Raw genomic sequence first — 14599 nt, 5'->3', positions numbered from 1 at the left:
CCACGTCCATGATCGGCATCACGAACACACCGATCACCGCACAGCCCACGGCATTGATCCACGACGTCGTCCACGGGAAGTCTCCTACTCGCCGGGGCCCGCACGCACGCGGGCACACTCCACCGCAAGCAGGGACTGTTGGCGGCACCGATGCCGCGGTTCGGGTACGGCGAGCCCCACCGCCGCGCTGCGATCAGAAGTCACAGCCAACGCTCAGAGTAACGCCACCCCGCGTCACCGGGTGCTCTGCGACCATCACCTGGGCGATCAGACGTGCCGTCACCGCCTTGGAGCCGCCTCCGGCCGGCGATCGGCTTGGCCTCCGCCTCGGGAAAGGGGATCCGTCGTGCGCGTTTGCTCATGGTGAGTGAGCTGCTGGTAGCCCACCAGGACAGCCAGCACAGCGAGCAGGGCGCCGGAGGTGACGGTGGTTCCCACTCCGAGGCCGCCCTGCGCCACGGGCTTTTCCACGGCGTTCTCCGCGACCGCCCCAAGCGGCCGGGTCAGCACGTAGGCGGCCCAGAACAGCACTGTGCCCGAGATCGATGAGAAGCAGTGGGCGGCGAGGATCAGCAGCATCGCACCGCCCAGCACCAGGGCACTGTCGCGGAATCCGATGCCCAGGCCGTCGGAGCGGAAGTCACCGCTGGAGGTGCCCAGCGTGTTGGACACGAGGGTCGCCGTCCAGTACAGGATCTCGCCCTTGGTGGTCGCGATCCGTTCCACGTCCATGGTCTGGCCGGTCGCCCGCCAGCCGACCAGCACGAGCACGAGCAGTGTCGTCAGCACGGTGGCACCGCCGGCATAGCCCAGGCCGACGGTGCGGTTCATGAAGTCCGACATCGCGGTGCCCACGATGCTGGTCGTCAGGATCACCGACCAGAACACCACCGGCCGGAACCGACTGACCCTCAACTGCACGGCCAGAGTGAGCACGAAGGCCACCAGAAAGATGATCGCTCCGGTGGCGTAGCCGAGGTTCAGGGGTGCCATCGACACGAAGTTCGACACCGACTCGCCGAGCGTGGTCGCCACGATCTTGATCGTCCAGAAGAGCAATCCGACCGTCGGCAGCTTGCTCACAGGCACCTTGTACACCGACGCTCCCATCCGAAGCCGGCGTGACGCGCAGCCGGGCTTACCCGGGCCCGCAGAGGCCCACGGCCAGGTTCGCCCGGGGTGCTCGTTGCAGCCATGTATTCAGGGCTGAACGGGGCAGCGATTCGCTCCTGCAGGCCGGCGTCCCAGGGCAGCACCCGCGTGACCGTCGTTGCACACGTGACCGTCGTTGCAGAGGACAGAGTCACCCTTCCGCAGCGGAGCGCGACCACACTGAGTCATATGAACGCTGAAGTGCAGGCCTACATCGACGAGATGGCGTCCGAGCGCCGCCCGCTGTTCGACCGGGTGCACCGGCTGATTCTGGAAGCGTTCCCCAAGGCGAGGCTCGTGCTGTCGTACGGGATGCCGACCTACCAGGTCGGCATCCGGAAACTGCATGTCGGAGCATGGCAGCACGGAGTCTCCCTCTACGGGTGGGACAAGGACCGGGCAGCAGGCTTCACCTCCCGCCACCCCGATCTCGTCAGCGGGAAGGGAACCATCCGGCTGCGCTCCGAAGAGGCAGTGGATGTCACCGACAACGAGCTGCGCGATCTCATCCGCGCCTCGCTGGAACCCTGACATCCCGCAAGGCAGCATGTGCCGGGCCGCTCAGGATGAGGCTCGGAGATCAGGCAGTTGCTGTATGCCTCGTCGGCGCCGACGCTGTCCGGCAGTCGACGTGGTCGGCCCGCGCCGAGTCCAGGGGCGCGGATCTTGTCCATGACGGACTCGAAGCGTGTGCAGTCCGCCCGTTGCCCGGGCGAGAGGATGAGGGAGAACGGTCGGCGTCTGCCGTCGGCGCTCAGGCAGATCTTCGTGGTCAGCCCGCCGCGAGAACGGCCCATAGCTCCGCCGGCCGCGCCGGGGCGCCGACGGCGTGCTGGTGGGCCCGGACGAAGGTGGAGTCGACGTTGATGTTCCAGTCGATGTCACCGTGGCCTCGGCCAGGGCCCGGACGTGCTGAAGCAGCCGCTCCCAGGTACGGTCGGCCGACCACAGCATGTTGCGTTTGTGAATGGTCTGCCACGGGCCGAGGCGAGCGGGCAGCTGACGCCACTGACAGCCGGTGGCAAGCCAGTGACCAGCCAGTGGATGATTCCGTTGATCACTTGGCGGTGGTCCCGACACCGGCCGCAGCGGTTGGTGCCCCTGGGCAGAAGAGCAAGCCCCTAGGCCTGCTTTTTCAGGCGGCGTTGCTGTCCGCGAGCTGGTCAGCAACGCTGCGGGGTTCCCGGCCCAGTAGTTCGGCGAGCAACGGATCGACTCCCGCGAAACGGCCCTCCCGCGCCGCGTGGAAGGTGGTGAGCGTCATCCGCGCCATCGCCTCTGGAGTACCGGCGGCGACCTTGCCCGCGATCCATGCCTCGTCGTCCATGACCACGCGTTCGACCTCGCGACCAGTGGCTTTCGCCGCCGTGGCGGCGATGTCGTCGAACGTCACGGCTTGACGGGCGGTCAGCGTCACCGGGCCGTCGAAGGAGCGGTCGCCGGCCAGGATGACTGCTGCTGCTTCGGCGGCATCCGCCCGGTCGGTCCAGGAAACCGGCCCGTCCGCCGGGGCCGTGATCGTGCCGGCCTGCTCCCACGGGCCCAACAGCCAGGCGAGGCTGTGGGCGTAGAAGCCGTTACGCAACGCGGTCCACGCGATCCCCGAGTCGGCCAGGAGCTGCTCGGTGGCGGCGTGGTCACGCGCTGGAGGGAAAGGGCTGTCGGCGCCGGTGCCCTGATGGCTGGTGTAGAGGATGCGCCGGGCTCCAGCTGCGACGGCCGCCTCGATGCCGACGCGGTGCAGAGCGACGGCATCGGCGTGCGGGTCGTTGGAGGAGACGAGCAGGATCTGTTCGGCTCCCTCGAAGGAGTGCTGCAGCGCGGCCGGGTCCTCGTAGGAACCCTGGCGTACCCGCACGCCGCGGTCGGCGAAGTGCTGCGCCTTGGCGACATCGCGAACGCTGACACCGATCTGCTCGGCGGGCACGCGCTTGAGAAGGTGCTCGACGGTGGCGCCGTTGAGAGCACCGGTCGCTCCGGTGACGACGATCATGCGGATGTTCCTTTCGTTTCCACGGTGAGCTGGGCGTATGCGGACTGGCGTCAGTGGCGGCGCAGGAGCGGCAGGAGGATGTCGTCGACGAGGTGCTCGACGAACGGTTCGTCGCACGGCTCGCCCGCGATCACGATGCGGTGGACGATCACGGCCGGGGCGACCTCGGCGAAGAGCTCGGCCGCCCGGGGTGTCAGCTGTTCCCCGTGTCGGATCGCCTTGCGAAGCGGCTCGTCGGTCATCGCCGCTTCGTCCCGGCGCAGAATGCGGCGCATCTCCTCCGCGAGCCGCGCGTCGCTGCGCATTCCGGCGAACAGCGCCCCCAGCAGACCGATCTCCTGTTCGGCGATCTGCCGGCCCAGCCAGGTGACGAGCCCCAGGAGGTCTCCTCGAAGATCATCCGCAGCCGGCTCGGGAGGCGTGGCGTGCGAGCGGTGCTCGACCGCGGCCGCGACCAGCGCGGCCTTGTCACGGTAACGACGGTAGATCGTCGTCTTCGCCGCCCCGGAACGGCCCGCGACCGCCTCCATGGACAACTGCTCGTAACCCACCTCGGTCAGCAGTGACAGCGTCGCATCGAGAATGGCCAGGTCACGGCTGGTGTCACGGGGCCGCCCCATGACGGGCGGCCGAGCCGTGCCGCCACTTCGTGAGCCACTCGATGTGCTTGCCACGCCTGCGTCACCACTTTCGATACGCTCCAGTTGCGTATCGAAAGTAATCCGGAGTGCAGTCCCCCGGCAACTGAAGCCCGACCCATGGCCGTATGAACTACCCGATACCGAGTGGGAGTTCGTCCGGCCGTTGCTGCCCGTGTCGTTGCGTGGGCGCTGCCGGCTGGACGACCGCAGGGTCCTCAACGGGCTCGCGTGGAAGTTCCGTAGGGGACGGCCTGGCGGGACCTGAGCGGTACGGGCCGTGGGCCGCGCGCCACTCCCGTCTTCGCCGGCAGGCGCCGGACGGCACGTTCGAGCGGATGCCCTCGGCGGCATCGACTGCCTGGTGTCGGTCGACTCCACCATCGTCCGCGCCCACCAGCATGCCGCCGGTGCTCTGGAAGGGGGCTCCGCAGCCGGGCTCCCGGACGCTCCCGAGGCGGCCTGACCGGCACGATTCAACTGGCCTGCGACAGTGCCGGCCGCCCGCTCGCCTTCATCGTCACGGACGGCGGCACCAACGACTGTACCGGCTCACCGCCGTGAGGGAGGCGATCCGGACGCCCCGCACGGGCCCGGGACTGCGTCGGGCAAGACCACCGAGTCCTACCACGCAACCATCACCCTGACAGCCCTGCCGATGTGGGCGTGACATGTGTCGACAGAACCTGGTGTTTGACCCGCCCGACCAGGGCGCCGATGACCGATCCGGACGGTGGATTGTGACCGGAGCCTCCCGGCGAAGCGGCTCCCGGAGTCCGGACCCTCATCGATAATGACCTTGTGCGCTCACTCGTCAGGAACTCCATACTGCCCCTGACCCTGGTCATCCTCGGGGCAGCCGCAGTGGTGGGCGACGCCGCGGAGGAAACCCGTCCGGCCAAAAGCAGCGGGCGCAGCGGTTTCGGCAAGTCCGGGGAGCCGGGCCAGCCCTCACAGGGCCAGGACCAGGACATCCCCGCGACGGCACCGGCCAAGGACGGCACCGCGTACACCCCCCGCAGGACCGAGGAGAACGCCCGGATCGGCGCGGTCTTCGAGAAGGACGACCAGGGCGCCCACTTCTGCACGGCCAGCGTGGTGCAGAGTCCGGGCCGGAACATGCTGGTCACCGCGGCCCACTGCGCCTTCGACGCCGACTCCGGACAACCGCTGAACGACCTGGTCTTCGCCCCCGGCTACCGCAACGGCGACGAACCCAGCGGCCTGTGGAAAGTGAGCAAGGTGGTCGTCGACGACCGCTGGACCACGTCGCAGGACGAGGATCTCGACTTCGCCTTCCTCGTCCTCAATCAGAAGGACGGCAAGGACATCCAGGACCTCCTGGGCGGCAACACCCTCGGCATCAACCGCGGCTTCGACAACAAGGTCAAGGTCACCGGCTATCCCACCAGCCGTGACACCCCGATCTCGTGCCAGAACCACACCACGAAGTTCAGCGACTACCAGCTGCGCATCCAGTGCACCGACCTTGAGGACGGGACCAGCGGCAGCCCGTGGCTCGCCGACTACGACCCCAAGAGTCACACCGGCACGGTCATCGGCGTCCTGGGCGGCCACGAGGGCGGCGGCGACCAGGACGACGTCTCCTACGCCGCGTACTTCGACGACGACGTCGCCAAGCTGTACCGCCGCGCCCAGGACCAGGACTGAGCCGGGTACAACCGCATCCCGCTCGACGGAGGGCCGTGACCGCGAAACATGCCGGGAAGGAGCGGGTGACCTGAGTCGGACATTCGCCGGCAATTGCGCGGCCACTTCGCCAGCTTCGGATGTCGCGTTCGAGGGCCTGAACGGAGCTGTGGGTTCCGCGCTCGACCGGTCAAGGGCGTGGATCTGTGACTTCTCGTCCGTGCACCGCACCAGGGCCTTCTACAGCGGGGCGAGGTAGAAGCCGACCGCCTCGCGGACCTTGTCGATGAACAGCGGGTCCGTGGACAGCTCGAACGTCTCGCAACGGCGCGGGGCCAGGGCGAAGGCACAAGGCACACGGCACAAGGCACAGCAGATCCATGAGAAGGCCGGCTGGCACACCTCAGTACGATCCGGGACCGCAAAGTCGGAGCCCGAGCCTGAGCCGTCGACGCACCCGTCGCTCAAACAGAGCCCGCTGGGGCAGAGGAATCCGGTGAAGCCCTGCATCGACCCTCTGTGCGGCGGTCAGCGGCTTGCCGCGGGCCGCGTTGCGTCCGGTGACGACATCGGGCCGTCAGGGGCGTCGTCCGGGCCGACGAACCCAAGGACAGGGATGTGTGACCTGCATCACTCTCCCAATGTGGGCTGTGGCGACGGTTTTCCCTGTCGTGGCTGGTCTTGATGCTGACCGAACCCGACCATCCTCCCAGGAGAATCCGATGTCCGAGCAGTTCCAGACCGCCGTCGTCACCGGCGCCAGCCGCGGATTCGGGCGCGCGATCGCCGCAGCGCTCGTCGCCACGGGCACCCGCGTCATCGGCATCGCCCGCGACGAACAGGCTCTTCGCACCGTACGCGACGAGCTCGGCGACGACTTCACACCCGTCGCAGCCGATGCCACCGACGAAGCGCTCGCACAGGACGTGATCCGCGAGCACCGTCCCGCTCTGCTCGTCCTGAACGCCGGGGTACCGCCGCACATGGCGCCCGTGCAGGAGCAGACCTGGGAGACCTTCAGCCGCAACTGGCACGTTGACACCCGGCACGTCTTCGCCTGGACCACGGCCGCGCTGCGCGTCCCGCTGGCGCCGGGCAGTGTGGTCCTCTCCGTGTCCAGTGGAGCGGTCCTGGGTGGCTCGCCGCTCAGCGGTGGCTATGCCAGTGCCAAGGCCGCCATCCGCTACCTGCGCGGGTACGCGGCCGAGGAGTCGGAGCGGGCCGGACGGGGCATCCGGTTCGTCACGGTGCTTCCGCAGATGACCCCGGGCACCGGCATCGGCTCGGTCGCGATCGCGGGTTACGCCGAGCGCCAGGGCGTAGACCCGGCCGCCTTCGTGGAGGGGCGGCTGCCGATCCTGACTCCGGAGCAGTTCGCCAAGGCCGCCCTGGAGGTCGCCGGAGACCCGCAGAGCGCTCCCGAGTACCGCGGCACCGGTGCCGGACTGCAGCCGATCGGCTGAGCCGGCTTCTACGGTGGACCGCACCGCAACCCGGGGAGTTGCCGCCATGCCGTCAGACGCCCAGTTCGTCACCCTGGCCGAGCCGTTCAGGCCTGAGCTGCTCGCGCACTGCTATCGGATCCTCGGCTCGATCCACGACGCCGAAGACCTCGTGCAGGAGACCTACCTGCGAGCGTGGCGCGCGTTCGACGGGTTCGAGGGCCGCTCCTCGGTACGGCGGTGGCTGTACAAGATCGCCACCATGGCCTGCCTGACGGCGTTGGAGACGCGCTCCAGGCGGCCCCTGCCGTCGGGACTCGGGGCGCCCGAGGACGACCACCGGGTCGTCGTCGCTCCTCGCGAGCCGTCGGTGGCCTGGCTCCAGCCTGCGCCGGACGCTCTCTTCGGCGCCGCCGACCCCGCGGCGATCGTGGTCGGGCGGACGGGCGTGCGGCTCGCCTTCATCGCCGCGCTCCAGTACCTGTCCGCCCGGCAGCGAGCCGTGCTGACCTTGCGTGACGTGCTCGGGTTCCGAACGGCCGAGGTCGCCGAGATGCTGGACACCACGCTCGCGGCCGTCGACAGCGCGCTCCGCCGCGCCCGGACCCGCCTCGCCGAGATCGGCCCGGTCGAAGAGGGTCTGGCCGAGCCTGACGAGGGCACCCTGCGGACCCTTCTCGACGGCTACGTCGACGCGTTCAGCCGGGCCGACCCCGACGCGCTGGTGAACCTGCTGCGGGTCGACGTGGAGCTGGAGATGCCGCCCACCCGGACCTGGTTCACCGGCCGCAGGGCCGTCCTCGGCTTCCTGGCCGACCGGGTGCTGCGCCCCCACCTGTGGTGGCTGACGCCCACCCACGCCAACGGCCAGCCCGCCCTCGTCGTCCACCGGTACGCGGGCGACGAGCGGTACGAGCCCTACGGCATCCAGGTCCTCACCCTGATCGGCACCCGCATCGCTCGCATCACGGCGTTCAACGACCCGAGCCTGGTACCTACATTCGACTTCGCAGCGAATCCCGCGACCCGAACCCGGGCCACCCGGCATGCAGGTGCTCCGCCGGTTCCAGCCGGTGAGGGTGCCCGGGAGGGGTGGCCAACGGGGCGGTACGGACACTGACCGCGCGGGAAACCCTCACCGCGCGCCTCGGTGAACTCCCCCATGAGGCCGTGGGCACGACGGTCGGCGTCGCGGAAACACGTCGCGCCGAGGCCTTCGGCCGGGCTGCCTTGGAACGGGGCTTCGGTGGCACCCGCCTGCCGGGCGTCACACAGGCCGGCTGCGCACGCGGGCGTCGTCGGTGGCGGCAGGGGCGGCAGGGGCGGCGGTATACGGCGCCGTGGACCGGGACGTCGCGGAGCACGGCGGGCAGGCTGCGCTGGAAGCCCTGGTAGCACAGTTCCGGCAGCGGGCGTACCGGCCGCCGGCGACCACGTGCGTCGAGGCCGCCCCCGCCGCTGTCGTGCTCAGCGCCTTGATCACCGAAGCCCCGTCAAGGACCGTCATCGCACTCGACGCGCCCGCCGTGGCCGCACCGGCCGCCCAGCTCGACGCTCACCTGCACTGCGTCGCACTGCGGCTGGTGAAGTTCCCGCCGGATGAGCCGAGCGCCGCGGGGCCCGCCTCGGTCAGTGCCTGTCGTACACCAGAAGGCCGTCCTCGCGGAGCCTGGCACCGGGGGTGGCCCGGTGCGGGGTGAGTCGCCCGTCATGGCCCAGGTGCAGCACCGGTGTCCGGCGGGCCAGGACGGCGAAGTCGGCGATGATACGCCGGTGGCAGCGCCACCACAGGGTCTCGGCGCACATCACGGCGGTCCGTTCCTGCGCGGCCTGCCGCAGAAGGTCGTCCAGCGCCGCAGCGAACCGCGGGTCGCGGGTGTAGCCGGCGTAGCCGCGGAAGGAGGCGTTCTCCCAGAACGTGTCGGGTGATTCCGGCGAGGCTCTGCGGAAGCCGCCGAGCCGTGATTCCCAGCGGTAGGCGATGCCCTCCTCGGGCAGCCATCGTTCCAGAGCGCCGCGGCCCGCGTCCGGATTGCGGCGGCTTCCGGGAGCTGTGCGGACATCGACCACGGCCTGGACGCCCGCGCTGCGCAGCAGGGCGGTCAGTTGCTCCCGGTCAGCTGTGCCGTGACCGACGGTCAGGAGCGGCGCGGGACCGTCGTCGCGGGTCACCTGGCGCCCTCGCGTGCACCGGTCACGTGCGGGCGGCGACGGTGAGCAGGACCGCCGCGTCCTCGACCGCTTGCAGACTGTGCCGGGCCGACGGGATGGCGATCAGGTCGCCGGCCCGGCCGTCCCAGCGGTCCTCGCCACTGGTGAGCCGTACCCGGCCGCGCAGCACCAACGGAGTCGCCTCGCCCGGGTTCTCGTGTTCGGCCAGTGACGTTCCCGCGGTCAGGGCGAGGAGGGTCTGACGCCGGGTGTGTTCGTGACCGCCGTAGACGGTCACGGCGCTGCGCCCCACGGAGCCGACGGCAGCGCGCACCAGGTGTTCGCGGGCCTGGGCGTCGAGGGCGAGTTGCTGCATGGGTTCCATGGGTTCCAGCTTTCAGGAAACGGTCTCCTGCCGCACTCAGTGCGACTGCGAGTGGGAGGCAAGGGAGCCTCGCACCGGACAGCGCCCTGATCGCGGCGGCGCCCAAGAACACTTGGACGACCGGGAGCCGCTGCGGGTGGCGGATGTGGCCGCGCACCCTCGTTCGGCCGGATTTCCGCCCGGGCATCCGGTGATGCGGACTCTGCTGGGCATTCCGATCATGGTGCGCGGCACGGTCTACGGAGATCTCTACCTCGCCGACAAGCAGGACGGTACGCCCTTCGATGACGACGACGAGGGCCTGCCGACGGCCCTGGCCAGTGCGGCGGGCATCAGCCTTGAAAGCGCCCGCCTGTACGAACAGCTCAAACGCGCCGCCGAGCACTTCCAGCGCCGCGTGCTGCCCGTGCTTCCCGACCTTTCGCCGCTCAAGGCGGAGGCCCGGTACGAACCCGCCTCCGAACTGCTCAGGCTGGGCGGCGACTGGTACGACGCCATGGTCCTGCCCGACGGTGCCATCTGGGTCGTCGTCGGTGACGTGACCGGACATGACGTCGAGGCAGCCCCGCTGATGGGACAGATCCGCACCATGCTGCGAGCCATCACTCTCGACCGCGGCGGGCCGCCCGGCCTGATCATGTCAAGGCTGGACCAGGTGTTGACGATGCTCGCCGACCCGCCCACGGCCACACTGTTGCTCGGCCGCATCGAGCGCGACCGCGGACAGGGTGGGGCTACACCTTCGGCTGGAGGAACGCCGGGCATCTGCCGCCGCTGCTCATCGGCCCGGACGGCAGCACGCGCTACCTGGCATCCGCCCGTCACGGGATCCCGGTGGGCATCGACGCGTCCGTCTCCCGGTTCAGCCACGAACACCCCCTCCCGCCCGACAGCACCCTGCTGCTGTTCACCGACGGGCTGGTCGAGCGCCGCGGCCAGGACATCGACACCGGTCTGGATGACCTGGCCGAGCAGGCCGCCCGACGGGCCACGGCGCCGCCGGAGGACCTGTGCGACGCCCTGATCAGCCGAAGTCGGCAGGTGTTCGACGATGACGTGGCGCTGCTGGCCCTGCGGACCGCCTCGGACGGCCCGGCGCGGTGAGAATCACGTGCCCCATTGCGGTGGTGGGCGTGTCGGGGCGCACCCGGGTGGTGAAACATTGGTGCCTGCGGGGTCGTCGGGGGTGACGCATGGTCCTGATGAGGCGACGTCATCGCTGGAGCCCCGCGTGAGGGTCACGGGCTCTTGGTCAACCACTCGGCGAGGACGGCGGCCTGACTGTGGTCCACATCCTTGGTGGCCGTCAGCAGCGTGAGCTTGTCGTGTGCTGCCAGGTCACGCAGATGTTCGGCCGCCTCGCGGTGCCCGGAGTCGCGCAGTTCTTCCAGGTAGCGGCGACGAAATTCAGGGAAGCGGCTGGGCTCATGGCCGTACCACTTGCGCAGTTCGCCGGACGGGGCGACATCACGCAGCCACTCGTCCAGGTGTGCGGCTTCCTTGCGCATGCCTCGCGGCCAGATCCGGTCGACCAGCACGCGCTTGCCGTCCTCCGGCGCAGTGTCCTCGTAGACTCTGCGACAGGTGATCTGTTTGGCCATGACGGTGCCTTTCCAGATCGGTCCGCTGCTTCGACCCTCAAGCGGCCGGACGTCTTCGTCCTGCGGCGAAGCGAATGTTCCCGACTCCCTCATTTTATCGGGGACAGCTCATGCGAACCCGTCAGGCTGCGTCCTACGGCGTAGCGGCAAGGAGCACGATGGCCCAGCAGGCATCAGCAGACGTCCCCCGCCCGGTCACCCGTGTCTTCCACGCGCACGGCGTCCTGAAGCGCCCACCGAGCGGACTGGACGCGGCGGTGGCCACGTTCCGGCCATGCCCGCGCCAGGTGGCGCGACGGGAGGAGACCGCACGGGTCGAGCGCCGACCATCCCCGGACTGAGAGTACTGGGCGCGTCCCGTGCCCGGATTCGGTCCGGCGGACGCACCGATGGCGATCGTCGGCCTGGCTCCAGCCGTGCACGGCGGAAACGGCACGGGGCGCACCGCCTCACCGTGACTGATCCGGCCACCCGCTGTACGCCGCCCCTTACGACCCTGGGCCGGTCTCCCAGCCCACCACCACCCACCGGGGCAATGGGCCGGCGCTGTACGGGGTCCGCATCACGGTGCCGGTGCGCTGCGCCCCGCCCGACGGCTGGCCCAGGACGGGTGATCACTCGGGTGGAGGGCAGTGACTGTCGTCCCCAGCCACGGGCCGACGGCGTTGTCGGTGCGCCACTCAAACAGGTCAGCGAAGATCATCACGCGGCCTGCCCCACAGGCGGCCCTTGGACAGCGGCGGCTTCGACAGCCTGGGCCCCGGCCAGGCTCGCCGCGCGATGAGACAAGTGGGTTGCGCTGTCGCGCCTGCCCTACCCCCTCGTACGAGGCTGACGTGCTCGTTCAAGGGAGTCGTAAGCTTCCCCGCGGACTCGCCCCAGCGCCTGCCGAACTCTGCCGCTCCCTCGTCCTCCGGCACCTGCACGAGGTACCGGTTGCCGTCTTGATCGGGGCCGCACGCTCGTGGACGCGCGCGAAAGCCGCTGCCACCTGGCCCCAGCCCGGCCGACGTCGCGTCGGTGACCTGGCGACCTGCTTCGGTCGCGTCCGGCGCCCCTGGGCGCGGACCCCGCTCCAGCTGGGGACCAGCCCGCACCGCGCTTCGCGCTCCAAGATCCGGACCACAGGTCGATCGGGCGGTCTTGGCGTATCCGTTGTTGACGGGCGCATCGATGATGCATCTGGCTTCGTTGGTTGAGGAGTTGGCCCGTGCGTGGGCAGCTGCGGCGGAGGGCGGGCAGGTGCGGGTGCGTGGTGGCGTGCGAAGGCGTGCGCCGGGCGCCGGTGCTCAGTGCCGGCTGGTGTTCGGGGACCGGCTGGTGTTCGGGGACCGGCTGGCAGTCACTCTGATCCACCTGCGACACGATCCGCCCCACGCGGTCGTGGGTGTGCTGTTCCGCGTCGATCGCTCCACGGTCACCCGGGCCGTCGGTGAGATGCGCCGGCTGCCGGTGGAGCGGGGCATTGCTGTTCCCGACAGGTCTGGCCTGCGACTTCGAACACGTGAGCACGTGTTCGCCTACGCCCGGGCCAGGAATGTCGAGCTGAGGTCGGACGCCACCGAGATCCAGGTCCGACAGCCGGTGGCGGGCCGGGGCGGCAGGCAGGCATTCGTGTCGGGCAGGAAGAAGCGGAACACGATGAAAGCAACCGTCATCGCGGACGGCCAGGACCGCACCCGGGGCCGTGTCCCTCGCGATGGTGTAGCCGATCACGGTCCGTCGGCTCCGCTTCGGAGCCGTCCGGTACCTGCCACCGCGGGATTCCTGGCGATCGCCGCTGGTCACGGCTTGGTGAGCCTCAACAGCGCCTCCAGGGAGGGTGATTCGATCCGTGACCTGGGGATTCCGCCACCCTGATCGGCTACACCACAAGAAGGGACACCATCAGGCATTGCATGCCGTCAGGGCCGCAGGAGCCTGACGGCAAGGAAACACGGGACCTGGTGGAGCTTGTTGTAGGCCGCTTCGTCGAGTTCTCGCAGGCCGGGCGTCGGGCGAGGCTCAATGAGTGTTTCGAGTGTGAATCCGGCGGCCAACAGCTCGTTCAGGAACGTTTCCAACGGCATGCGCTGGTAGTGGACTGCCAACGGGCCCCCGGCGAGCGGGAGGTCGACCCAGTCGTCGGCGTAGTACGAACCACCGAATTTCCGCCAGTCAGCTGTGGGGTGGGTCGTCGAGACCAGCAGCCATCCACCAGGACGCAGGACACGTCGTAGCTCGCCGAGGAAACGCGGCCGGTCGGCGATGTGGTGGAGCATCAATGCGCACACGACTCCGTCGAACGATGCGTCGTCGATGAAGTCCAGCGGCTTCTCCGCGTCGTGTACGCGCAGTTCGGCCCGGTCGCCCAATCGCCTCCGCGCGTAACTCAGCAGAGTTGCGCTGCCGTCGACTCCGACGACCTCGGCACCACGTGCCAGGAGTTCCGCCGCGTAGTGTCCGGCCCCGCAGCCGACATCGAGAATCCTCAGCCCGACGACATCCCCCGCCAGCGCGAGCATTGCCGGCCGGTCGGTGTGTGCGTTGTAGGGGCTGGTGTCGGCGTTCTTTGCGAAGTAGTCGCCGAGTTCGTCGTGGTAAGCGGTCTCTGCAGACATCGTGCCAGCATCGCGCCGCTGGCTGCCACCCGCGAGGGGTTCTGTGCGACCGATGGCATGTTTCGTCAACGGCTGACCCAACTTGGGGTCTGATGCTGATGCTGGTGCTCGTTCTCAGCTGTCGCCGGTTCCTCGAGGTAGCCAGTCTGCTGGGACTTTGCATGATCTCCTCGGGTGTACCGGTGGTAGCCCAGAGCTTCCGCGACGACGGCTGCGGGGAGTTCGAGGAGTTGTTGCCGGATGACGGCGCCGCGGGCGACGGCGATCGGGATTCCGACCTTGTTCGGGAGCGCGGACAGGTGGTTGGGGCTGAGCGGCATGCCGGTCCGGCAGGCGGGAAAGGGGCGGCGGGAGACCGGGTCGGTGGCGGTGTTCACGATGTCCCGATTCGTGATGTCCCGATTCGTGACGTCGCGATTCGTGACGTCGCGATTCGTGACGTCGCGATTCGTGACGTCGCGATTCGTGATGTGCTCAAGCAGCAGGGCGGCGAGCGGCGCGGGAACGGGCGAGGTCGGCTCGCCGAGTCGTAGCGGCACGGCATCGCCGCAACGCCGCCAACCACGTCGAAGAAGCAATGCGTCGTGCGGCATCGTCGCTTACACAGCAGGCGATGTCGAGATGGCCCTTTCCTGTTCGCCGAGCGCTCGGACTTTGGCGAGGGGCCGGTTGACGGCCTGTCGGCCGACAGATTCGACCATCGGCCTCGGTCACAGGACCCGGACGATGCCACCAGCGCCTCGGTCAGTCTTGTCGGCCCGGCACGGGATCTCGGCTCGGGCGAGGACGGCCGTCGCCCGAGCCCAGCACGTGGCGCGCCGGGCGCCGCCGGCGCGTCCCTGGGGCAGTCCCCACCGTCGATCCGGACGGCCGCCCCATTACGCCGCCTCGCACACCGCGCCCACCATGGGGGCGGACAAGGGGACCGGTACGCACGGCAGCCTTGGCCGGAGATACGCCGCTCACCCGACCACCACGCCTCCCACC

General features: G+C 69.5%; 15 protein-coding genes and 2 pseudogenes. 9 read left to right on the top strand and 8 right to left on the bottom strand.

The features are described 5' to 3' along the window. Nucleotides 1-279: 279 nt before the first annotated feature. On the bottom strand, nt 280-1083 hold the full coding sequence (locus BIV25_RS21295) for a hypothetical protein (protein WP_071373993.1): 804 nt from the start codon (nt 1081-1083) through the stop codon (nt 280-282). A gap of 258 nt (nt 1084-1341) precedes the next feature. Between BIV25_RS21295 and BIV25_RS21290 the strand changes: the two genes are divergently transcribed. Continuing rightward, nucleotides 1342-1683 (top strand): iron chaperone, encoded by a 342-nt coding sequence (locus tag BIV25_RS21290; protein ID WP_071373957.1) that lies wholly within the window; start codon nt 1342-1344, stop codon nt 1681-1683. 30 nt (nt 1684-1713) lie between these two features. On the opposite strand, the gene BIV25_RS54475 is transcribed toward BIV25_RS21290, so the two are convergent. The 3 genes from BIV25_RS54475 to BIV25_RS21280 are packed head-to-tail and all read right to left on the bottom strand — an operon-like array spanning nt 1714 to nt 3765. Beyond that, nucleotides 1714-2232 carry a transposase gene (locus BIV25_RS54475; protein ID WP_177235362.1) on the bottom strand — a complete coding sequence of 173 codons (519 nt, stop codon included), beginning with the start codon at nt 2230-2232 and terminating at the stop codon, nt 1714-1716. A 55-nt stretch (nt 2233-2287) separates the two neighbouring features. Further along, a complete protein-coding gene (locus tag BIV25_RS21285) occupies nt 2288-3145 on the bottom strand; it encodes an SDR family oxidoreductase (RefSeq protein ID WP_071373956.1) in 858 nt (285 codons plus the stop codon). 50 nt (nt 3146-3195) lie between these two features. After that, on the bottom strand, nt 3196-3765 hold the full coding sequence (locus BIV25_RS21280; protein WP_071373955.1) for a TetR/AcrR family transcriptional regulator: 570 nt from the start codon (nt 3763-3765) through the stop codon (nt 3196-3198). Between the two features lie 819 nt (nt 3766-4584). Here BIV25_RS21280 and BIV25_RS21275 point away from each other — a divergent pair. The 3 genes from BIV25_RS21275 to BIV25_RS21265 all read left to right on the top strand — a co-directional run bounded on the left by BIV25_RS21275 (nt 4585) and on the right by BIV25_RS21265 (nt 7995). Continuing rightward, nucleotides 4585-5454, top strand: coding sequence for a serine protease (locus tag BIV25_RS21275; protein WP_071373954.1), 870 nt, complete (start codon nt 4585-4587; stop codon nt 5452-5454). A 701-nt stretch (nt 5455-6155) separates the two neighbouring features. After that, entirely contained in the window at nt 6156-6896 is a 741-nt protein-coding gene (locus BIV25_RS21270) for an SDR family oxidoreductase (RefSeq protein ID WP_071373953.1), read from the top strand. Further along, nucleotides 6871-7995, top strand: coding sequence for an RNA polymerase subunit sigma-70 (locus BIV25_RS21265; RefSeq protein WP_371273050.1), 1125 nt, complete (start codon nt 6871-6873; stop codon nt 7993-7995). Before BIV25_RS21270 ends, BIV25_RS21265 begins: the two co-directional genes overlap by 26 nt. Nucleotides 7996-8504: 509 nt before the next feature. Here BIV25_RS21265 and BIV25_RS21260 read toward each other — a convergent pair. Then, nucleotides 8505-9047, bottom strand: a complete 543-nt coding sequence (locus tag BIV25_RS21260) for a DUF488 family protein (protein ID WP_071373951.1) — start codon at nt 9045-9047, stop codon at nt 8505-8507. Nucleotides 9048-9069: 22 nt separating this feature from the next. Beyond that, nucleotides 9070-9402 carry a cupin domain-containing protein gene (locus BIV25_RS21255; protein WP_071373992.1) on the bottom strand — a complete coding sequence of 111 codons (333 nt, stop codon included), beginning with the start codon at nt 9400-9402 and terminating at the stop codon, nt 9070-9072. Here BIV25_RS21255 and BIV25_RS54090 point away from each other — a divergent pair. Both BIV25_RS54090 and BIV25_RS52970 read left to right on the top strand, forming a co-directional pair. After that, nucleotides 9401-10126 (top strand): annotated as a pseudogene (locus tag BIV25_RS54090) (PP2C family protein-serine/threonine phosphatase); the annotation flags it as partial. The gene BIV25_RS21255 and the pseudogene BIV25_RS54090 overlap by 2 nt on opposite strands. A 119-nt stretch (nt 10127-10245) precedes the next feature. Then, entirely contained in the window at nt 10246-10515 is a 270-nt protein-coding gene (locus BIV25_RS52970; protein WP_071373950.1) for a SpoIIE family protein phosphatase, read from the top strand. A gap of 134 nt (nt 10516-10649) precedes the next feature. Here BIV25_RS52970 and BIV25_RS21245 read toward each other — a convergent pair whose 3' ends face one another. Next, complete coding sequence (locus BIV25_RS21245) at nt 10650-11012, bottom strand: DUF488 domain-containing protein (RefSeq protein ID WP_071373949.1); 363 nt, start codon at nt 11010-11012, stop codon at nt 10650-10652. Between the two features lie 158 nt (nt 11013-11170). Between BIV25_RS21245 and BIV25_RS54470 the strand changes: the two genes are divergently transcribed. Further along, a complete protein-coding gene (locus BIV25_RS54470) occupies nt 11171-11353 on the top strand; it encodes a hypothetical protein (protein WP_143076673.1) in 183 nt (60 codons plus the stop codon). Between the two features lie 832 nt (nt 11354-12185). Further along, nucleotides 12186-12692, top strand: a pseudogene (locus BIV25_RS21240) (transposase family protein); the annotation flags it as partial. Nucleotides 12693-12916: 224 nt separating this feature from the next. Here the strand turns inward: BIV25_RS21240 and BIV25_RS21235 are convergent. Further along, nucleotides 12917-13612 carry a class I SAM-dependent methyltransferase gene (locus BIV25_RS21235; protein ID WP_071373947.1) on the bottom strand — a complete coding sequence of 232 codons (696 nt, stop codon included), beginning with the start codon at nt 13610-13612 and terminating at the stop codon, nt 12917-12919. A 92-nt stretch (nt 13613-13704) separates the two neighbouring features. On the opposite strand from BIV25_RS21235, the gene BIV25_RS51185 reads away from it, so the two are divergent. Beyond that, nucleotides 13705-14145 (top strand): hypothetical protein, encoded by a 441-nt coding sequence (locus tag BIV25_RS51185; RefSeq protein ID WP_177235360.1) that lies wholly within the window; start codon nt 13705-13707, stop codon nt 14143-14145. Nucleotides 14146-14599 lie beyond the last annotated feature (454 nt).

This window comes from Streptomyces sp. MUSC 14 (assembly GCF_001866675.1).
In the GTDB taxonomy this organism is placed as follows: Bacteria; Actinomycetota; Actinomycetes; order Streptomycetales; family Streptomycetaceae; genus Streptomyces.
The sequence above is the reverse complement of the archived record's forward strand: the minus strand, read 5'-3'. Positions and strand labels throughout refer to the sequence as shown.